18 protein-coding genes are annotated in these 18,270 nt (G+C 72.1%); 7 read left to right on the top strand and 11 right to left on the bottom strand.

Going from position 1 to position 18,270, the window contains the following annotated elements; all coding sequences use genetic code 11:
* Positions 1-79 precede the first annotated feature (79 nt).
* On the top strand, positions 80-961 hold the full coding sequence (locus M2271_RS02780; RefSeq protein ID WP_280885440.1) for an SIS domain-containing protein: 882 nt from the start codon (positions 80-82) through the stop codon (positions 959-961).
* Between the two features lie 20 nt (positions 962-981).
* Positions 982-1,848 carry a class II fructose-bisphosphate aldolase family protein gene (locus M2271_RS02775; protein WP_280885439.1) on the top strand — a complete coding sequence of 289 codons (867 nt, stop codon included), beginning with the start codon at positions 982-984 and terminating at the stop codon, positions 1,846-1,848.
* Positions 1,849-1,858: 10 nt separating this feature from the next.
* Here the strand turns inward: M2271_RS02775 and M2271_RS02770 are convergent, their stop codons facing one another.
* Complete coding sequence (locus M2271_RS02770) at positions 1,859-2,992, bottom strand: methyltransferase (RefSeq protein WP_280885438.1); 1,134 nt, start codon at positions 2,990-2,992, stop codon at positions 1,859-1,861.
* A gap of 185 nt (positions 2,993-3,177) precedes the next feature.
* On the opposite strand from M2271_RS02770, the gene M2271_RS02765 reads away from it, so the two are divergent.
* Entirely contained in the window at positions 3,178-4,419 is a 1,242-nt protein-coding gene (locus tag M2271_RS02765; protein ID WP_280885437.1) for an ROK family protein, read from the top strand.
* 98 nt (positions 4,420-4,517) lie between these two features.
* A complete protein-coding gene (locus M2271_RS02760) occupies positions 4,518-4,970 on the top strand; it encodes an RpiB/LacA/LacB family sugar-phosphate isomerase (protein WP_280885436.1) in 453 nt (150 codons plus the stop codon).
* A gap of 131 nt (positions 4,971-5,101) precedes the next feature.
* Here M2271_RS02760 and M2271_RS02755 read toward each other — a convergent pair whose 3' ends face one another.
* Both M2271_RS02755 and M2271_RS02750 read right to left on the bottom strand, forming a co-directional pair.
* Positions 5,102-5,686 (bottom strand): DUF4865 family protein, encoded by a 585-nt coding sequence (locus tag M2271_RS02755; RefSeq protein ID WP_280885435.1) that lies wholly within the window; start codon positions 5,684-5,686, stop codon positions 5,102-5,104.
* 14 nt (positions 5,687-5,700) lie between these two features.
* Positions 5,701-6,276 carry a TetR/AcrR family transcriptional regulator gene (locus M2271_RS02750; protein WP_280885434.1) on the bottom strand — a complete coding sequence of 192 codons (576 nt, stop codon included), beginning with the start codon at positions 6,274-6,276 and terminating at the stop codon, positions 5,701-5,703.
* Between the two features lie 176 nt (positions 6,277-6,452).
* Here M2271_RS02750 and M2271_RS02745 point away from each other — a divergent pair, with 176 nt between their 5' ends.
* Positions 6,453-6,770 (top strand): SHOCT domain-containing protein, encoded by a 318-nt coding sequence (locus M2271_RS02745; RefSeq protein WP_280885433.1) that lies wholly within the window; start codon positions 6,453-6,455, stop codon positions 6,768-6,770.
* Positions 6,771-6,837: 67 nt separating this feature from the next.
* Here the strand turns inward: M2271_RS02745 and M2271_RS02740 are convergent, their stop codons facing one another.
* Together M2271_RS02740 and M2271_RS02735 are read right to left on the bottom strand one after the other, a co-directional pair.
* A complete protein-coding gene (locus M2271_RS02740) occupies positions 6,838-7,386 on the bottom strand; it encodes an ATP-binding protein (RefSeq protein WP_280885432.1) in 549 nt (182 codons plus the stop codon).
* 188 nt (positions 7,387-7,574) lie between these two features.
* Positions 7,575-7,898, bottom strand: a complete 324-nt coding sequence (locus M2271_RS02735; RefSeq protein ID WP_280885431.1) for a hypothetical protein — start codon at positions 7,896-7,898, stop codon at positions 7,575-7,577.
* A gap of 345 nt (positions 7,899-8,243) precedes the next feature.
* On the opposite strand from M2271_RS02735, the gene M2271_RS02730 reads away from it, so the two are divergent.
* Positions 8,244-9,365: a PLP-dependent cysteine synthase family protein gene (locus M2271_RS02730; RefSeq protein ID WP_280885430.1), complete on the top strand. Its 1,122-nt coding sequence runs from the start codon at positions 8,244-8,246 to the stop codon at positions 9,363-9,365.
* 67 nt (positions 9,366-9,432) lie between these two features.
* On the opposite strand, the gene M2271_RS02725 is transcribed toward M2271_RS02730, so the two are convergent.
* Both M2271_RS02725 and M2271_RS02720 read right to left on the bottom strand, forming a co-directional pair.
* Positions 9,433-9,906 carry an SRPBCC family protein gene (locus M2271_RS02725; protein WP_280885429.1) on the bottom strand — a complete coding sequence of 158 codons (474 nt, stop codon included), beginning with the start codon at positions 9,904-9,906 and terminating at the stop codon, positions 9,433-9,435.
* 96 nt (positions 9,907-10,002) lie between these two features.
* Entirely contained in the window at positions 10,003-10,833 is an 831-nt protein-coding gene (locus M2271_RS02720) for a DeoR/GlpR family DNA-binding transcription regulator (RefSeq protein ID WP_280885428.1), read from the bottom strand.
* A gap of 415 nt (positions 10,834-11,248) precedes the next feature.
* Between M2271_RS02720 and M2271_RS02715 the strand changes: the two genes are divergently transcribed.
* The gene (locus M2271_RS02715) at positions 11,249-13,480 is read left to right on the top strand and encodes a hypothetical protein (protein WP_280885699.1); all 2,232 of its coding nucleotides are present in this window, start codon (positions 11,249-11,251) and stop codon (positions 13,478-13,480) included.
* Here the strand turns inward: M2271_RS02715 and M2271_RS02710 are convergent.
* From M2271_RS02710 to M2271_RS02695, 4 genes are all read right to left on the bottom strand, one after another.
* Complete coding sequence (locus tag M2271_RS02710) at positions 13,450-15,891, bottom strand: right-handed parallel beta-helix repeat-containing protein (RefSeq protein WP_280885427.1); 2,442 nt, start codon at positions 15,889-15,891, stop codon at positions 13,450-13,452. The genes M2271_RS02715 and M2271_RS02710 overlap by 31 nt on opposite strands.
* A 108-nt stretch (positions 15,892-15,999) precedes the next feature.
* Positions 16,000-16,605 carry a hypothetical protein gene (locus M2271_RS02705; RefSeq protein WP_280885426.1) on the bottom strand — a complete coding sequence of 202 codons (606 nt, stop codon included), beginning with the start codon at positions 16,603-16,605 and terminating at the stop codon, positions 16,000-16,002.
* A 172-nt stretch (positions 16,606-16,777) separates the two neighbouring features.
* Complete coding sequence (locus tag M2271_RS02700) at positions 16,778-17,605, bottom strand: MOSC N-terminal beta barrel domain-containing protein (RefSeq protein ID WP_280885425.1); 828 nt, start codon at positions 17,603-17,605, stop codon at positions 16,778-16,780.
* Between the two features lie 42 nt (positions 17,606-17,647).
* Complete coding sequence (locus M2271_RS02695) at positions 17,648-18,103, bottom strand: DUF6643 family protein (RefSeq protein ID WP_280885424.1); 456 nt, start codon at positions 18,101-18,103, stop codon at positions 17,648-17,650.
* Positions 18,104-18,270 lie beyond the last annotated feature (167 nt).

The raw sequence follows: 18,270 nt of genomic DNA, 5'->3' as shown, positions 1-18,270 counted from the left end.
TCTTCCAATGCTTGATTATGCTCGAAACCTCGCTATATCTTGCAAGAAAAATCATTACCATGACCACGGAGGGAACGGCATGACCCATGTCGAGGACGAGCTGACCAGCCAGCCCGAATGCTGGACGCGGGCCGCGGTGGAGGTCACGGAGCACCGCGGGGCGCTGCCGGCGCCGGGCGAGCGGGTCGCGATCGTGGGATGCGGCACCTCGTACTTCATGGCGCAGGCCGCCGCCGCACTGCGCGAGGGAGCCGGCCAGGGCGAGACGGACGCCTTCGCCGCGTCCGAGTTCCCGTACGGCCGCTCGTACGACCGTGTCGTAGCGCTCACCCGCTCCGGTACGACCACCGAAGTCCTCGACCTGCTCAGGCGGTCGAAGGGACATACACGCACGACCGCGATCACCGCGGATCCGCACACGCCCGTCATGGAGGCCGCGGAGGAGGTCGTTGTCCTCGACTTCGCGGACGAACGCTCTGTCGTCCAGACCCGGTTCGCCACCACCGCCCTGACCCTGCTCCGCGCCCATCTCGGCCTGCACACCGACGCCGTCGTGGCCGACGCCCGCACCGCACTCCGCACGGAACTGCCTGAGGGGATCGTCGACTGCACGCAGTTCACCTTCCTGGGCCGCGGCTGGACCGTGGGGCTGGCGAACGAGGCCGGGCTGAAGATGCGCGAGGCCTCCCTCGCCTGGACCGAGGCCTACCCGGCGATGGAGTACCGGCACGGCCCCATCAGCATCACCACCCGCGGCACCGCCACCTGGATGCTCGGTGAAGCACCGGACGGACTGGCCGAACAGGTGCGTACGACGGGCGCGTTGTGGGTGCCCGGCGGTCTGGACCCGCTCGCCGAACTGGTCCGGGTCCAGCGGCTCGCCGTCGCGGTCGCCGCGGCCCGCGGCCTCGACCCCGACGAGCCCCGCCACCTCGCCCGCTCGGTGATCCTCGCCCCCTGACACTCACGGAAGGACCAGCCGTGCCCCTTCTGACCACCGGCGAACTCGTCAGCCGCGCCGCCGCGGCACACTCCGCCGTCGCCGCCTTCAACGTCATCACCCTCGAACACATCGAGGCCGTCATCGCAGGTGCGGAGTCGGTGAGTTCACCCGTCATCCTCCAGGTCAGCGAGAACGCCGTCACGTTCCGCTACGGACGCCTGCTCCCGCTCGCCCGCGCGGCCGTCGCGGCGGCGGAACACGCCGACGTGCCCGTCGCCCTGCACCTCGACCATGTGCAGAGCGACGACCTGCTGCGCCAGGCGGCCGCCGCCGGATTCAGCTCCGTCATGTACGACGGGTCCCGGCTGCCGTACGCCGAGAACCTCGCCGCGACCCGGGCCGCCGCCGACTGGGCGCACGATCAAGGGCTGTGGGTCGAGGCCGAGCTGGGGCGGGTCGGCGGGAAGAACGGTGAGGCGGCGCTGAACGCCCACGCACCCGGAGCCCGTACCGACCCGGCCGAGGCCCGTGCCTTCGTCGCGGACTCCGGGGTGGACGCCCTGGCCGTCGCCATCGGCAGCTCGCACGCCATGACCGCCCGCACCGCCACCCTCGACCACACCCTCGTCAAGCAGCTGGCCGACACCCTGGACGTGCCCCTGGTCCTGCACGGCTCCTCCGGAGTGCCGGACCACGAACTGGCCGCGGCCACCGCGGGCGGCATCGCCAAGGTGAACGTAGGCACCGCCCTCAACATCGCCATGACCGGCTCGATCCGGGAATTCCTGGCCGCCCACCCCGAGGCGGTCGACTCACGGACCTACCTGAGCGTGGGACGGGAGGCGATGGCCCGCACGGTCGCCCACGTCATCCAGGCACTCGACGGGCCTGCCACACCCGCCTGACCGGGCGCCGCTACTTCTTCACGGCCTTCAGCACCACGAACTTCGGGTCACTGGCGACCAGTTGGCTGTTGCCGAACAGGCGTCGCAGCTTCAGGTGGTACCCGAGGTGCCGGTTGCCGATGACCCACAGCTCACCGCCGGGGCGCAGGATCCGCTGGGCGCCGGTGAACATCCGCCACGCTGTCGTGTCGGTCGTCGCCTGGTGCGAGTGGAACGGAGGATTGTTGAGCACCAGGTCGACGCTCCCGGCCGGCACCCCGGCCACCCCGTCCCCGACCCGGAACTCCGCGTGTCCGGGCACCCCGTTCGCCTGGTACGTCGCCTCCGCCGAGGCGACGGCCTGGAACGACTCGTCCACGAACAGCACCTCGGCCCCGGGATCGGCCAGCGACACCGCCGTTCCGACCACGCCGTTGCCGCACCCCAGGTCCACGACCCGGCGCCCGCCCGTCGTGGCCGGCAGATGCTGGAGGAAGAACCGGGTGCCGATGTCCAGCCGGTCGGCACAGAAGACACCCGCGTGATTGACGACCGTACGCCCCGAGAGCGGACCGATGCCGTCGGGCAGGGCGTAGCGGTACGGCCACGGGTTGTCGCCCCGCTCCCGCGACGGCTCCGGCGTGCAGAAGACGAGCCGCGCCTTCTGTTCCGCGAGCGAGGTCCGCGTCGGCCCCAGGATGCGCTCGAACAACTGGAGGGTCGAGGTGTGGATCTCCTTCACCATGCCGGTGCCGACGACGACCGTGCGCTCGTGCACCGCGGGTGCCAGCCGCAGCAACTGGTCCTCGAGCAGCGCCAGGCTCTTCGGAACCCGCACCAGGAGGACGTCGATGCGGGCCGGCGGCGCGTCCCGCGTGGTCAGCAGCGCCACCGAGCCGGCCTCGACACCGTTGCGGGCGAGGTTGGCCGAGGTCGCCTCCCGGGTGAGGAAGGAGTCGGTGATCTGCGTCGGCCGGTGTGCCGCGAGCGCCGTGACCAGCGCGCCCCAGCGGTCCCCGACCACCACGACCGTGCCGGACAGCGGGACCCCCTCGTCCGCCAGGTGCCGCAGCAGATACGTGTCTGAGGCGTCCCAGGCACGCAGTCGGTCACGCGGGTCCGCGGGGAAGCGGGACAGCTCGAACTCGCCCAGGGGAGTCGTCATACGGTCGTTCATCGTGCGTCAAGGCTAGCCGAGCCGCAGCTCAGTGCTGGTCGGGACGGCGTCCCCCGGGTGCACGCGGGAAACCGCACCGCCGGAACCGGGCCTGACCGGACGGCTGAACATCAGGCTCGGAGTCAGCGGCCTGCGGGCCGACGGCATCCGCGGATCATGGGAGACTCGCCCTCATGAGCGGGAAGGCGGACCCTCGGACGAACGGGGAAGGGATGACCACCCACCGGACGCGGCTGGACCGGGGGCGGGGCGCGCTCGGGCCCGCCCTGGAACTCGTGCACACCGGACGCGCGCCGACCCGTGCCGTCCTCACCGCCGAGCTCGGCGTGACCCGGGCCACAGCCGGTGCCGTCGCCGCCGAACTGGAGGCCCTCGGGCTGATCCGGGTGGACGCCCGGCCCGGAGCGGCGGCCGGTTCGCAGGGGCGGCCCTCGCACCGGCTCGCGGTCGCCGAGGAGGGACCCGTCGTCCTCGCCGCGCAGGTGCACGCCGACGGGTTCCGGGCGGCCCTGGTCGGGCTGGGCGGCCGTATCGTCGCCACCGCGCCCGGCTGCGAGACCGTGGACGCCGACCCGGCGAAGGTCCTGAGCTCCGTCGTGGAAGCCGGGGCAGAACTGCTGCGCACCACCGGACGCAGCTGCGTCGGCGCCGGCCTCGCCGTGCCGTCCGCGGTCGCCGAACCGGACGGGCTCGCACTGAATCCGCTGCACCTGGCCTGGCCGGTGGGGGCGCCGGTGCGCCGCATCTTCGAGGAGTGCGTGCGCGCGGCCGGCATCACCGGACCGGCGTTCGCGGGCAACGACGTCAACCTCGCCGCCCTCGCGGAGCACCGGCACGGCGCGGGCCGCGGCGCTCGTGACCTGCTGTGCGTGGCCACCGGGCACCGGGGCGTGGGCGGGGCACTCGTGCTGGACGGGCGCCTGCACACCGGCAGTTCGGGTCTCGCCCTCGAGGTCGGCCACCTCACCGTCCATCCCGAGGGCCGCCCCTGCTACTGCGGCAGCCGCGGCTGCCTGGACGTCGAGGCCGACCCGCTGGCCTTCCTCACGGCCGCCGGACGGGACCCGGGCCCGGAGGTGTCGCTGCTCCAGCTGGCCAACGACCTGATCCGCGACCACTACGACGACCCGTCCGTCCGCACCGCCACCGAGACCCTCATCGACCGGCTCGGACTCGGCCTCGCGGGCCTGGTGAACATCCTCAACCCGGACCGCATCATCCTCGGTGGCCTGCACCGCACCCTCCTCGACGCCGACCCGGACCGGCTGCGCGCGGTCGTCGCCGACCGCAGCCTGTGGGGACAGAGCGGCGGCGTTCCCCTCCTCGCCTGCACCCTCGACCACAACAGCCTGGTCGGCGCCGCGGAGTTGGCCTGGCAGCCGGTCCTCGACGATCCGCTGGGCGCGCTGACATAGCCGCCCGGCCCCGTCGTACTGCCCGGAAGATCGCCGTCATCGGCGAGACACCCGTACCGCGGGAGCGGTCGGCCCACTTCGCCGCGTAGGCTCGGTGCATGCGGATCTCCGTCTCCTCGGACATGGACGAACCGGTCGCGCGCGGTCTCGTGGCGGAGCTGCGGGCGCGCGGCCACGACGTGGTCGCCCACGGGGCGCTCGAGCCCGGCGACGACCCCCGGTGGGCCGTCTGCTCGGAGGCCGCGGCCCGCGAGGTCGCCGACGGCAGGGCCGACCAGGCCGTCGTGTGCTGCTGGACCGGCACCGGCGCCTCGATCGCCGCGAACAAGGTGCCCGGCGTCCGTGCGGCCCTGTGCACCGACGCCTACACCGCCGACGGCGCCCGCCGCTGGAACCACGCCAACGTGCTCGCCCTCAGCCTCCGGCTGACCTCCGAGCCCCTGCTCAAGGAGATCCTCGACGCCTGGTTCTCCGCCGAGGCCGGCGAGGACACCGAGGACCGCGAGAACGTGGCACACGTCGGACGCCTGGACCACGGCAGGGCCCCGTAGATCACCGGCACGGACTCCACGGGGCCGCCACCGGCGGTCGGACAGCGGTGGGCGCGGATCGCCCGGTCGTGCGCGTCGCACACGCCCAGGCGTACGGGGCGGACGTCACCGGGCAACCGTACGGACCGTGCTCACCACTGGCGTCCCCGGGGCAGCCGGTCACGGCCCGGCGCCGACATGTGCAGCACCCGGAAGATGTCTCCTTCGGCCTTCGGGATGTCATGCTCCCAGAGCGAGAACCGGACCAGCTCCCAGCGGCCGGTGTCCACGGCCGCCGCCGCGAGGACCGCACCGTCCTCCCCGGCCAGCCGTTCGGTCTCCCGCACGGCATCCTCCATGCAGGCCGCCAACTCCACGCCGTCCGGCACGGGTTGCCGGTGCCGCACCGCAACCCGCGCGGGCGAACCGACGGTGCCGCCCTCCTCGTACGCCACCCCTGTCCACTGTCGCACCGACGGCCGCCCGAAGTCATCGCTGAGCCCCTGGAAGGCGCCACCCCAGAGGAAGGAGTTCATGCCCTCCATGGTGTTCCACAGGTAGAACGGCGCGTACTGGTTGACCGGCGAGCCGTCCACACCGCGCTCGCGCAGCAGATACGCCTTGCAGCCGAGGCCCTCCCAGTCGTCGAGCAGATGCCCGACGCGTCGGACGCGGTCGCGGATCACGCCGGTGTCGTAGTCGGCGGGCAGGGTGAGCTCGTACTGCATGGCGTGCACGGCGAAGAACTCCTTTACCGGGTACGGGTGTTGTCGCGGGGGGCGAGGAGTGAGAGCAGGCCGCGCACACCCGCGTCGAAGGCGGCGGGCGAACCGGACGCGCGGGCGAGGACGTAGCCGCCCTGGACGGTCGCGAGGACGGCCGCGGCGATCTCCTCGCCGTCCAGCCAGGGCGCGAACTGGCCCTGCTCCTTGCCCTCCTCGACGATCCCTGCGATCCGCTCGCGGATCAGGTCGAACGTCTTGTCGACGGGCGCGCGCAGCTCGTCGCTGGCGACGATGTCCGGGTCCATCGTCAGCCGCCCGACCGGGCACCCGCGCAGCACATCCCGCTCGCGCAGGAGATAGGCCTCGATCCGTTCGTACGGAGTGCCGGGCCCGTCGAGTACTCCCTCGGCGGTAGCCAGCAACTCCTCGGCTGTGCGCCGGATCGCGGCCAGGGCGAGATCGGGCTTGCCCTTGAAGTGGTGGTACATGCTGCCCTGTCCGGCCCCCGCTCGCTCGAGGATGGCCTTGGGGCTGGTGCCCACGTAGCCGCGCTCCCACAGCAGCTCGCGGGTGGAGTCGATCAGTCGCTCCGAGGTGCTCATGCGCCAACTGTACATACTGGTAGTTACAGAAGTCGAGTCCACAAGGAGCAGCGGAGACCTCCGCGCGTACTCCCAGGGAGGTACACCGACTGCCGCTGGCCGTACGACGACCCGGGCCCCTTCCCGGCGGGAGTCTCGAGACATCACCAAAAGACCCACTGAGGAGATGACCCGAGATGCAGACCCTGGCGAACTGGGACGGCGGACCCGGCCCGTGGATCCTGTTCTTCCCGCTGATCTGGGCGGCCGTTGTGATCGGCGTCGTCACCGTCCTGCGCCGCACCGTCTGGCGCGGCCGCCGTGGACCGTGGCGCGCGGCGGGCGGCAGCGGCCCCTGGCGCGCGGCGGGCGACATGGACCCGTCCGGCGACTCCCCAATCGCGATGCTCGGCCGGCGCTTCGCCTCCGGCGAGATCGACGAGGACGAGTACTGGCGCCGACTGTCCGTCCTGGACGAGCAGTTCGGCCGTGGAGGCAAGGGCGGTGCGGCATGACCACCACACCCTGCGACCACGTGCCGCCGAGCAACACCCCCCAGTACCCGGGGGAGGCACCGCCCGGTCAGCCGGCGACGACCGACCGGGCGGGAGCGCGTTCCGGGCGGCGCAGGTCGACCGCGTGCTCGGCCTCCGCGAACCGGTGTACGGGCGTGTCCACGAGCTGACGTCGGGGCGGCCGCGCGGCGTTCGCCCGCGTGGACGACGGCGTGGGCAGCGTGAACCACACGACCTTGCCGGAATCGCCGTCCGGCCGCGCGCCCCAGCTCTCGCTGACCGCGGCGACCATCGCGAGTCCGCGCCCGCAGGTCGCGAGCGTGTCCGCGTCGGCGTCTTCGATGGATCCCACGACCGGCAGGCGCGGGTCGTGGTCGCGCACCGAGACCCTGAGCCGGTCGAGCACCAGCTCGATCTCGACCGTGCATGTCTTGTCGGGCCGGGCGTGTTGGTGGACGTTCGTCAACAACTCCGTCACACCGAGCGCCGCTCGGTCTATGAGGGGATCCAGATGCCAGTAACGCAACTGCGCCGATACGATTCTGCGGACCTGGCCGATCCGCGACGGCAGGGCTTGGAGTTCCACGGTGCAGTGCCTGCTCGGGTGACTGATCACGGCTGCGACTCCCCGACGTAGAGGTCCGGAAGAACACGGAGTTCGGATCGATCCAGCAGAGTGCCTGCGTGAACCGGCCGCCTGCTGTAAGTGCCCGGCGGGCTGGTTCGCAGTGTTGTCGCCGGTAAACCCAGAGTGACGTGAGATCAGCGTGACGCAGGGGATGCGGTCCCGCAACTCGTAGTGACTCAGCCGCTACGCCCCGCAGCCCTGCGTACGGCTTCGATGAACCGGCGTGCCGCGGGCGGACCGGGCTCGCCGGGGGCCGGGTCCTGCCCGCCCAGGGTGAGCAGGTACCGCTTGCCGTTGAGGTCCGCCAGGGCCCGGTCCTCCGGGGCGAACCAGGGTTTGGACGCGCGTACCGCCTGCACCGGCGCGCTGTCGATCTCGCTGCCGTAACTGGTGAGCAACTCGAGTCTGCCGCCGCTGATCCGGACCTGCCCGGCCCGCGTGAGTGAGCGCAGCCGTTTCCCGATCCGCACGCCTGTCGCCCTGAACTCCGGCTCCGCCATCGCGCCCCGCCCCCTTGTGCGTGTGGTTGTGCCGACCCGCGCTCCCGCGGGGGCCGTTGTCCTGCTCCTGTCCTGTTCCAGTCTGCGCCCCCCGTCCGGACCTTCGTCCCGACGGGCAGTCTGCCCGCTACCGGCGTGGAGCACCAGTGCGCATCGACGCTTCGCCAGGGCGCTCGGAGCACTCACGCCAATGCGCCCCCATGACCGTGCGCCGCCGTGCCCCCAGGGCTGCCTTTGACATCTCCAAAGGTGTGTTTATGCAGGTGAGGAGCGTGCGAGAGGTGTCTATGATCGGTGTGTCGGCCGCGTGACGCGCCGTCGGCGCGCAGCCTAAGGAGCCCTGCCGTGACTACCCCCCAGAAGACCCGGACCGGAGACACCCTCGACGTCGACCACAGCGACGCCGCCTACCGTGGCTGGCTGAAAGAAGCCGTCCGCAAAGTCCAGGCCGACGCCAACCGCTCCGCCGACACCCACCTGCTCCGCTTCCCGTTGCCCGAGCGCTGGGGCATCGACCTGTACCTCAAGGACGAGTCGACCCACCCGACCGGCAGTCTCAAGCACCGGCTTGCCCGCTCCCTCTTCCTCTACGGCCTGTGCAATGGCTGGATCCGGCCGGGACGCCCGGTGATCGAGGCGTCCAGCGGCTCGACGGCCGTGTCCGAGGCGTACTTCGCCAAGCTGATCGGCGTGCCCTTCATCGCCGTCATGCCGCGGACGACCAGCGCCGAGAAGATCCGCCTGATCGAGTTCCATGGCGGGCAGTGCCATTTCGTGGACGACTCGCGCCGGATGTACGAGGAGTCCGCCCGCCTCGCGGTGGAGACCGGCGGCCACTACATGGACCAGTTCACCTACGCGGAACGGGCCACGGACTGGCGCGGCAACAACAACATCGCCGAATCCATCTTCCGGCAGTTGCGGTTGGAGCGGTTTCCGGAGCCTGCGTGGATCGTCGCCACGGCGGGCACCGGCGGCACCTCGGCGACCCTCGCGCGCTACGTCCACTACATGCAGTACGACACCCGCGTCTGTGTGGCCGATCCGGAGAACTCGTGTTTTTTCGAGGGCTGGACCACCGGCGATCCGGACGTCACCTGCGGACGCGGCTCCCGCATCGAGGGCATCGGCCGGCCGCGCATGGAACCGAGCTTCGTGCCCGGCGCGATCGACCGCATGATGAAGGTCCCGGACGCCGCCGGCATCGCCGCCGTCCGCGCCCTGGAGCAGGTCATCGGCCGCAAGGCGGGCGGCTCGACCGGCACCGGGCTGTGGAGTGCGCTGAAGCTCGTCGCCGAGATGGTCGCCGAGGGCCGGCAGGGGAGCGTCGTCACCCTGCTGTGCGACCACGGGGACCGCTACCTCGACAAGTACTACTCCGACGCATGGCTCGCGGAACAGGGCCTGGACATCGCGCCGTACACGGCGGCGATCACCTCCCTGCTGGAGACCGGCGTCTGGCGCTGAGGGGCTGGTGAAGGATGTCTGGCGCTGAGGGGCTTGTGAGGGAGCCGACGACCCGCGAAGTACGGGACTAGCGGGCCGTAAGACGCCGGTCCAGGGAGGTGACGGCGTCCCGGAAGGCGCGTCCGAGGCCCGCGCGAGCCAGCGTCAGCCCGAAGCGGAACGCCGCCGGACCGTCGGCGGCGAGGGTCCACCGCACCCGGGTGCCGGTGCCCACCGGGACGAGCCGCCACTCCTCGACCAGTGCACGGGCGCCGGGCGCGTTGGTCACGTCGACGCGGTACGCGTACACCTCGGGCTCCTTGGCGGCCAGCACCGTCTCCAGGAAGCGGGTTCCGCCCTTGAGCCGGATCTCACGCCGGGCACCGTCGTGGAGCGGCCGGGCCAGTTTCACCGCCGTGAACCACTCGGCCCACCCGGGCACATCCTCGGCGAGAGCACGGAAGACCACTTCCGGGGAGGCGGAGATCTCCCGGGTGAAGGCGAGCCGTACGGGCGCGGTCTCGACGAACTCGAGGCCGACCGGGAGGAGTTGGCGAGCCATGTGCGGAACCCCCTGGGCAAGAACGGGTGGTTGACCGGGCGAAGTCGTCACGCCCGACGGCGGGGCGAGCGGCAGGCCATCTTAATTGACGAAACGTCAGATGTCCGTACCGGCATCGCGCTCGCCCGCCACCACCAGCCGCCGCAGATGCTCCGACACCTCCGCGCGCGCCTCGCCCGACAGTCCGGCGTCCGTCACCAGTGTGTCGACCTGCTCCAGCGCCGCGAACGAACTCAGACCCACCGTGCCCCACTTGGTGTGGTCGGCGACCACCACGACCCGCCGCGCCGACTGCACCAGACGCCGGTTGGTCTCGGCCTCCGCGAGGTTCGGCGTGGACAGGCCGGCCTCGACCGATATCCCGTGCACTCCGAGGAACAGCACGTCGAAGTGGAGCGCCGCGATCGCCTGGTCGGCCACCGGCCCCACCAGCGAGTCGGAGGGGGTGCGCACCCCGCCGGTCAGCACCACCGTGGCCGCACCCTGCCGGGGGCCCGAGGTGCGCTGCGCCGCGTGGAAGACGTCGGCCACCCGCACCGAGTTGGTGACCACGGTCAGATCGGGCACGTCCACCAGCTGCTGTGCGAGCGCGAATGTCGTCGTACCGCCCGACAGGGCGATCGCGCTGCCCGGCGCGACCAGCTCGGCGGCGGCCCGCGCGATGTCCTCCTTGGCGGACAGCTCCAGACCCGACTTCGCCTCGAACCCCGGTTCGTGCGTGCTCGCCTCGACCACCGGGACCGCGCCGCCGTGCACCTTCTCCAGGACACCCTGCCGGGCGAGCGCGTCCAGATCGCGTCGCACCGTCATGTCCGACACGCCGAGCTTTCGGGTCAGCTCGTTGACGCGCACACCGCCACGCCGCCGGACCTCGTCCAGGATCAGGGCGCGCCGCTGCTCCGCGAGGAGGTTCTGATTCTCACTCACGTACGCTCCGGTCCTTTCGCTTCAAGCCGTCCGGCACACCTCGCGCCACCCGCTCCGACATGGACATTTTGCCCGTCCCTGGTGCGGGGATGTCTCATCCTCGCATGTGCCGTGTCGGGAAGCCCCACCGACGGTCGGGCCGCGCGGATGTCATCCACGCGACATCCGGGCTCCCGGCTGGCACACGGATCGGGGAGATTCGGTGACGAGAGGTGTACATCGCGCGCTCAGCGGCGATCCTTGTGCCCGCACAGACAGATGCCGACAGCGCGTCACGGGGGAAGTGCGAACAGTGGAACCTGCGCAGGAACGTGTCCCGACCGACAGAGCCGACGGCCGCGGCTCCCCGACCGACGAAGCCGGAACCGCCCTGGAACTCCTGGTTCACGGGGTGGGCGGCACCACACCGGAGCAGATGCTGGACGATCCGCGCACGGTGCGGATCACCGGCGACGAGGTCGCGGCCGTCTTCCGGCGCGCCGACGACGCCGATGCCGAATCCCAGCCGGCCCAGTCGGCCGACCGCCGCGGCCGTCCGGTTCCGGAGGCGTACGTCTGGTGCAATCTGACCTCCGGCAACGGCAGCCGTGCTCTGTGGCTGTTGCTCCTGCCGTTCATGGTCGTCAACCTCGCGCACTGGATGCGTCCCACGGCCCGGGGCCGCCTGCGGACGGTGCGTCTGTACGGGCTGCTGGTGCGGCTCACCGGACTCACCCTGACCGTGCTGCTGGTCGCCGCCGCCTGCGAGGTGGCGCTGGATCTCGCGGCCTGGCAGTGCGCGGGCACACGCGCGTGCGCCGAGCGGCACTCCTGGCTGGGCTTTCTGTCGCCGGTGGTGTCCGAGGGCGGCTGGTGGAGCAGGCCTGGCCGCCGTCTCGTGGTCGCGGCCCTGGTCCCGGCCGTTCTCACGGCCCTGCTGTGGTACCTGTCCCACCGCACCTGGAGCGCGTACGAGTCCCAGGAGCCGATGTCCCGCGCCGCGGAGCCCGAGGAGGAGACCGGCCGCACCGCGCTGAGCCGGCCCGGCTTCTGGTACGGGCGCCGCCTGGTGGCCCGGCTGCGTGCCGCGCACACCGCCGCCGGACTGCTGACCGTCACCGCCGCGGTGGGCACCTCGGCCGCCCGCTTCGACCACCGGCCGGGCGGCCCCGTCCTCCTCGACGTCCTGGGCCGCCTCCTGGAGACCGCGCTGGTGGTGGCCGCGGCCGGTGTGGTGTGGGTGGTGTGTCGGCGGGGCCGCAGCGAGCACCGCCTGGACCGGGAACTCGACCGGCATCTCGTGCGACGGCTGCCGCTCGCCGCCGTCGCCCTGCTGGTCCTGACGGCGGTGTACGCCGGGTGGGAGCGCCCGGGGTGGGAATCGGCCGGCCGGCTGCCCGGCAACCTGACCTTCGGGGGTATCACTCTGGTCCAGGGCCTGTTGGTGATCGCCCTCGGTGGGGTCGCCCATGTGCTGCACCGGGCGCATCCCGACCCGCGGGCCGCGATGCGCGGCCTGGGCGGGCCGGCCGTGGCGATGCTGGCCTGCGCGCTCGGCGGGGTGATGTCCGGCGGGGTCTCCCAGCGCGTCGCCGACTGGCTGGACGGCACCGGTACCGACATCCCCGGGCCGCCGGTCCTGCTGACCTGGCAGGCGTCCGTGATCCCGCCGCTGCTCGTCGTTCTGCTGGCGCTGTTCGGCTGGCTGGCATGGCGCACCTGGCTGCTGCGCCGTCTCGAAATGGCCGCCGTGGAGCGTGACTACCCGGACGAACCGCTCGACACCACGCGCACCCGCCGTATCGCCCGCACCCGCGCGATGGCCACCCTCACCGACCGGGCCCCCCTCCTGGTCGCGGTCGTCTCCGCCACGACGCTGCTGCTGGGCGCCGCCGCCCTGGTCGGCGCGACAACGGACAAGACACCCGGCGAGGCCGCCCGGCACACGTACGCCGTCGTCGAGAGCGCCGCCGAGACCGCCCAGGCGCTCGGCTCCTGGCTGATCGGACTCGGCTTCATACTCTTCGTCACCTGGGGCCGACGCGCCTACAAGGACCCCTCCGCGCGGCGCACCATCGGCATTCTGTGGGACGTCGGCACCTTCTGGCCCCGCGCCGCCCATCCCTTCGCCCCGCCCTGCTACGCCGAGCGCGCGGTTCCGGATCTGACCTGGCGGATGGCGACCTGGACCCGGGCCACCGGTGGCCGGCTCGTCCTCTCCGGCCACTCGCAGGGCAGCGTGCTGGCCGCCGCGGCCGCCTGGCAGTTGACCCCGGCCGTCCGCAAGCGCGTGGCCCTGCTGACCTACGGCTGCCCGCTGGAGCGGCTCTACGGCCGCTGGTTCCCGGCGCACTTCGGCTCGGCCGCGCTCAGCGCCCTGCACCGTGACGTGGACTGCTGGCGCAATCTGTACCGGCCCACCGACCCCATCGGCGGCCCGGTCCGCCTGCCCGGCGACTGCGGCCCCGAAGTCGACCGTGAGGCCCTCAAGGACCCGCTCGCCTACGGCCGTACAGCCCGGCACCCGCTGCCCGCACCGATCCTCGGCCACTCCGACTACCAGGCCGACCCGGTGTTCGCCGAGGAGCGCGAACGGCTGTTGGGCCGGCTGCGGCCGGAGGTGCCGGTGCAGCGGCCTCAGGCAGACCCGGGCAGGTCCTCGCCGTAGAGCAGGGTCAGGTCGTCCGTGTCCGGGTCGGTGAGCTGGGCGACCCGGCTCGCATGGCGTTCGACCATCGCCTCGAAGGTCTGGCGGGCGGTACGGCCGTTGCCGAAGGCAGGGCCCTTGGGGAGCGTGGCGAAGTACTTCAGCAGGGCCTCGGCGGCGCCCGGGGCCAGCCGGTACTCGTGCTCCTCGGCCTGCTGCTCGACGATCCGCAGCAGTTCCTCGGGGTCGTAGTCGCTGAAGGTGATGGTCCGCGAGAAGCGGGACGCCACCCCCGGGTTGACCGAAAGGAACCGTTCCATCTCGGCCGTGTAGCCCGCGACGATCACCACGACCGCGTCCCGATGGTCCTCCATCAGCTTCACCAGCGTGTCGATGGCCTCCTTGCCGAAGTCACGGCCCGAGTCCTCCGGCGACAGCGCGTACGCCTCGTCGACGAACAGCACACCGCCGCGCGCCTTGTCGAAGGCCTCCTGGGTACGGATCGCGGTGGAGCCGATGTGCTCGCCCACCAGGTCGACGCGGGACACCTCGACCAGATGGCCCTTCTCCAGCACCCCGAGGGAGGCGAGGATCTCGCCGTAGAGTCGGGCGACCGTCGTCTTGCCGGTGCCGGGGGAGCCCGTGAAGACCAGATGGCGCTTGACCGACGCGGCCTTCAGGCCCGCCTGCCGACGACGCCGGCCCACCTCGATCATGTCGGTGAGGGCCCGCACCTCGCGCTTGACGCTGTCCAGACCCACCAGCGCGTCCAGTTCACCGAGCACGTCCTTCGGAGTGCGCGTCGCCTTCTCCGGTTCGGCCGCGGTGACCAGCGGTTCCTGTTCGGTGGCGCGCTGGCCGGGGATCGAGCCCAGCAGTCCGGGGGAGTGGGACGTCGTCTGGACGGCGGTCTCCCGGGGGGTGGGCGGCCGCAGGCCACCACCGCTCTCGTCGCTGGTGCAGTCCTCCACGACGGGACCCGCGCCGGGCGGCGCGTCGGGCCCGGCGTCCGCGAACTCGTACCCGCCGCGCGCGCACCGTTCCGTGCGGCACTTCGTCAGCGTCGTCCGGCAGCCGTCGATCACATGGAAGCCATAGCCGCCACTGCCGGTCACCCGGCAGTTCAGGAAGCTCCCGCGGCCGCCCGCCGACACGTAGAAGCCCGCTTCGGCGGGGGAGTCGACAGTGCAGCGCTCGATCGTCGGGTCGGCGCCCTTGGTGACGATCACACCGGTCTGGGTGCCGTCCACAGTGCAGTTGTTGAGGGTGCCGCCGCTGCCGTGGTCGCGGAACCAGGCGCCGGTCGCCGCGTTGCTGATCCGGCAGTCGTCGAGCTGCGCGGTGGCGCCGTCGCTCACCGACACAGCCGTGTTGCGTACCTGGGACAGGTCGCTGTCGACGACGTCCGCGCGTGAGCCGCGGTCGAGGACGAACAGGGCGTCCGGCACGTCGTGCACGCGGCAGGAGTCCAGTACGGCGGTCGCGCCGTCGCTGACCCAGACGGCCGGGTAGTCGCCGGTGCTGTCGAAGATCTCGCACTGGTTGGCGTCCACGCGGGTGCCCGGGTCCCACACCGACAGACCGTTGCGGCCGAACTGACGGACCGTCGTGCGGGTCAGCGTCAGGACCGAGCGTGAACGCAGGTCGACCGCGTTCTCGGGGATGTCGTGGATACGGCAGTCGGCCAGGGTCAGCACGGCGTCCGTGTCGAGCGTGACGCCGTCGGCGGTGGTGCGGTGCACGTCGCAGTCGGTGAGGTGGGCGGTGGCCCGGCCGGTGACCTGGACGCCGCTGCCGCGGACCTCGTAGACCTCGCAACCCACCGCCTCCAGCGCGGAGTTCTCGCCGGTGACCGACAGGCCCACGCCCGAGGTGTGGTGCACCCGGCAACGCTCGAGGCGGGGGTGCGCGCCCCCGCCCACCGCGACGCCCGCCTGGCCCGCCGCGACGACCTCGCACTCCTCGAACACCCCGCCACCGCCGTCGAGTACGGCGATGCCGATGCCGGCCGGGTTGTCGACGGTGCAGCGCCGCACGGTCGGCCGGGCGCCGCTCCGCACCTCGATGCCGGCCGCGGAGCGGGTGACGATCCGCAGGTCCGCGAGTTCCGGTGTGCCCTCCTCGACGAGCAGCGCGGGAGCGGCCGCGTCCTGGCCCTCCACGTGCAGGTCCTGGACCACGGCCGAGGCGCGCACGGTCAGCGGCACTCCGTCCAGGGGCGCGATCCGTACGGAGCCGGGGGAGCCCTCCGGGCCGCGCAGGGTCACCGCCCGCTGGATGACGAGGTTCTCCCGGTAGGTGCCGGGGGCGACGGTGAGGACGTCGCCGTCGGCCGCGGCCTCCAGGGCGGCGGCGAGCGACGCGTACTCACCCGTGCGGCGCCGCCACCTCGATGTGCCGGTGTGCGTCACCTGGACCGTGCCCTGTGCCATGGCGTTGCTGTGCCCCCACCTCGTGATACGCGGGTCGATGCCGAATGCGTTCGGCCGGTCCACCGTAGCGTGCGCGCAGGCGGTGGGTTGACCAGAGCCGGAAGGCGGTCAGCTGCCGGTGCCGGTCCTGCCCCAGTCCGGCCCCGCCCGGTCCCATGCCTGGTCCCAACGGGCGTACCGGCGGCGGACCATGCGCCACAGGGCCAGCCGTCTGGCGCCCTCGACGACGCCTGCCGTCAACAGGGCCGCACCGATCCCGCCGAGGACGGCGTGGGTCGTCGCGGTGGCGGAGTCCAGCGGCCGGGTCACCATGCGGCCGTGTTCGTCCGTCCACAACCTGAAGTGGTCGCCGCGGTGCGGGCTCTGGAGGGCGGCCAGCACCGTGCCGTGGTGGGCGGTGCCGTCCGGAGCGGTCCAGTCGGCGACCACGCGGCTGCCCAGGTCCCGGCCGGAGGAGGCCTCGGGGTCGGCCTCCAGCGGGGAGCGGTCCAGCTTGCGGACCACGGTGGCCGTCACCTGGCGATGGGACTCGCGCTGCTCGCGGACGGCCCGCTGCAGTGTGGCCTGGGCGGCGCCGCCGACGAGTGAGCCGATCACGGGCCCGACGACCAGGATCACCAGCAGAGCCGCCAGGCACACCCAGCCCTCCACCTGATCGGTCCTGCGGCGCAGCGGGTTGTGCCGCCAGCGCCAGAGTCCGCTGATTGCTCGCACCGTTCCGCACCCCCTTCCCGCTCGGTGACAGCCGCCGCTGCCGTTCACGTGCGGCCCCGGTCGAAGAGAGAGGGAAATCACCGCCGGGGCCTTTCACGAACCTCACACGGAAAATCCAACGTCCGGGCACCCGGGCAGTGTTCCCGGGATCTTCGCCGGAGCGGGATCCGTCCTAATCGAGGACGGTGACCGGGTCGCCGACGCGGATCGTGCCTCGGGATTCGGGCACCAGGTTCTGTCCGAAGGCGAGCTTGCCGTCGAGGCGGCGGTGTCGGCCGAGGGTGCTCAGGGGCTCCCTGCCACGATCGGCGGTGGCCTGGTCGGTGGTCGTCACGACGCACCGGCCGCAGATCTTGGCGACGCGGAAGGTGACCTCCCCGATGGCGACGCGCGACCAGTCGTCCTCGGCCCAGGCGACGGTGCCCGCCACGACCACGTTGGGCCGGAAACGGTTCATCGGCAAGGGGCCCTCGTGCGCGTGATCACCTTGGGCGATCAGGGAGTTGAGGGCGTCGAGGGAGGCCGCGGAGGCGAGCAGCAGCGGGTAGCCGTCGGCGAACGAGACCGTCTCACCGGGCAGCGCGTACTGCGGTTCGACGGGCCGCCGGGTGGCGGGGTCGTCCATGTGGACCAGGCGCACGTCGGCGCCCAGGTACGCGCCGCACCAGGCGTGCGCGGCGTCCCCCTCGGCGGGCACGCCCTCGGCCTTGTCCCCGAAGATGATCACCGGCACCGTGCCGGACGGCTGGGGGACGGGCACCGCCAGCGGGTCCCTGCCGGGCGCGGACAAGCGAACGCCGCCGCCGGGCAGAAGCTCGGCGGCGGCCAGTGCGAGGCGCGCGTGCTCGCGTTGTGTGACGACCTTTCCCCTGTCGTCGATCAGCGCCCAGCGCCGGTCTCCCGCCAGCCCCCAGGGCTCCACGACGGCCTCCCGGGGCGCCAGGCCCCGGAACGCCTTGACCGGATGAACATGAATCGACTGCAGTTGCGCGTTCCCCATGCATCCATGGTGCCAGGCGGCACGGACAGTCCGGGAGACGTGTCAGTAACCGCCGCGGTACGGCTGCTGCTGGTTGTTGTACGGCTCCTGGTAGGTGGCCTGCGCCGGCCGGGGAGCGGCGGGACGCATCGCCTCGTACCCCGTCGTCATGCCCATGCCGGGGGCCGCCGGGCGCGGCTGCTGCGGCTGCTGTTGCTGTGGATACCCGCGCGGCGCGGCGGCCTGCTGCGGGATGTACGCGGCGGGCGCCTGCTGGAGCGGGGCGGGCTGCTGATGCTGCGGGTAGCCGTAGTTGGGCTGGGAGGGGGCCGACGGAAGGGCGGGCAGCGCCGACGGAAGGGCGGGCAGGTGACTGCCCGGCATGTCGTACGCGGCGGGGACCCGGATCGGGGCGATCTGCGGGGTGCCCCGCTCGGCCACGAGTGAGTCGTAGATCGGAGTGTCCGGGAAGGAGGCGGAGTAGTAGCCGCCGCCATAAGTGGAGCGGGGGGAGGTCATGGCACATAAGTTAAGCCCACGATGTGCTGGTTGGGGAGACCGATAAGAGGGTTGTTTTCCGTGTCGTCAGTGGTGTGGGATCCCCAATGCGAGCGAACTCGGCAAAAAGGGGCGGCGTCCTGGGCAGTGTTCAGGTAAAGGCCGAGTTCCCCACCCGTTACTGCGGG

Origin of the sequence: Streptomyces sp. LBL, assembly GCF_029893585.1 — a bacterium.
Lineage (GTDB): Bacteria > Actinomycetota > Actinomycetes > Streptomycetales > Streptomycetaceae > Streptomyces.
The sequence above is the reverse complement of the archived record's forward strand: the minus strand, read 5'-3'. Positions and strand labels throughout refer to the sequence as shown.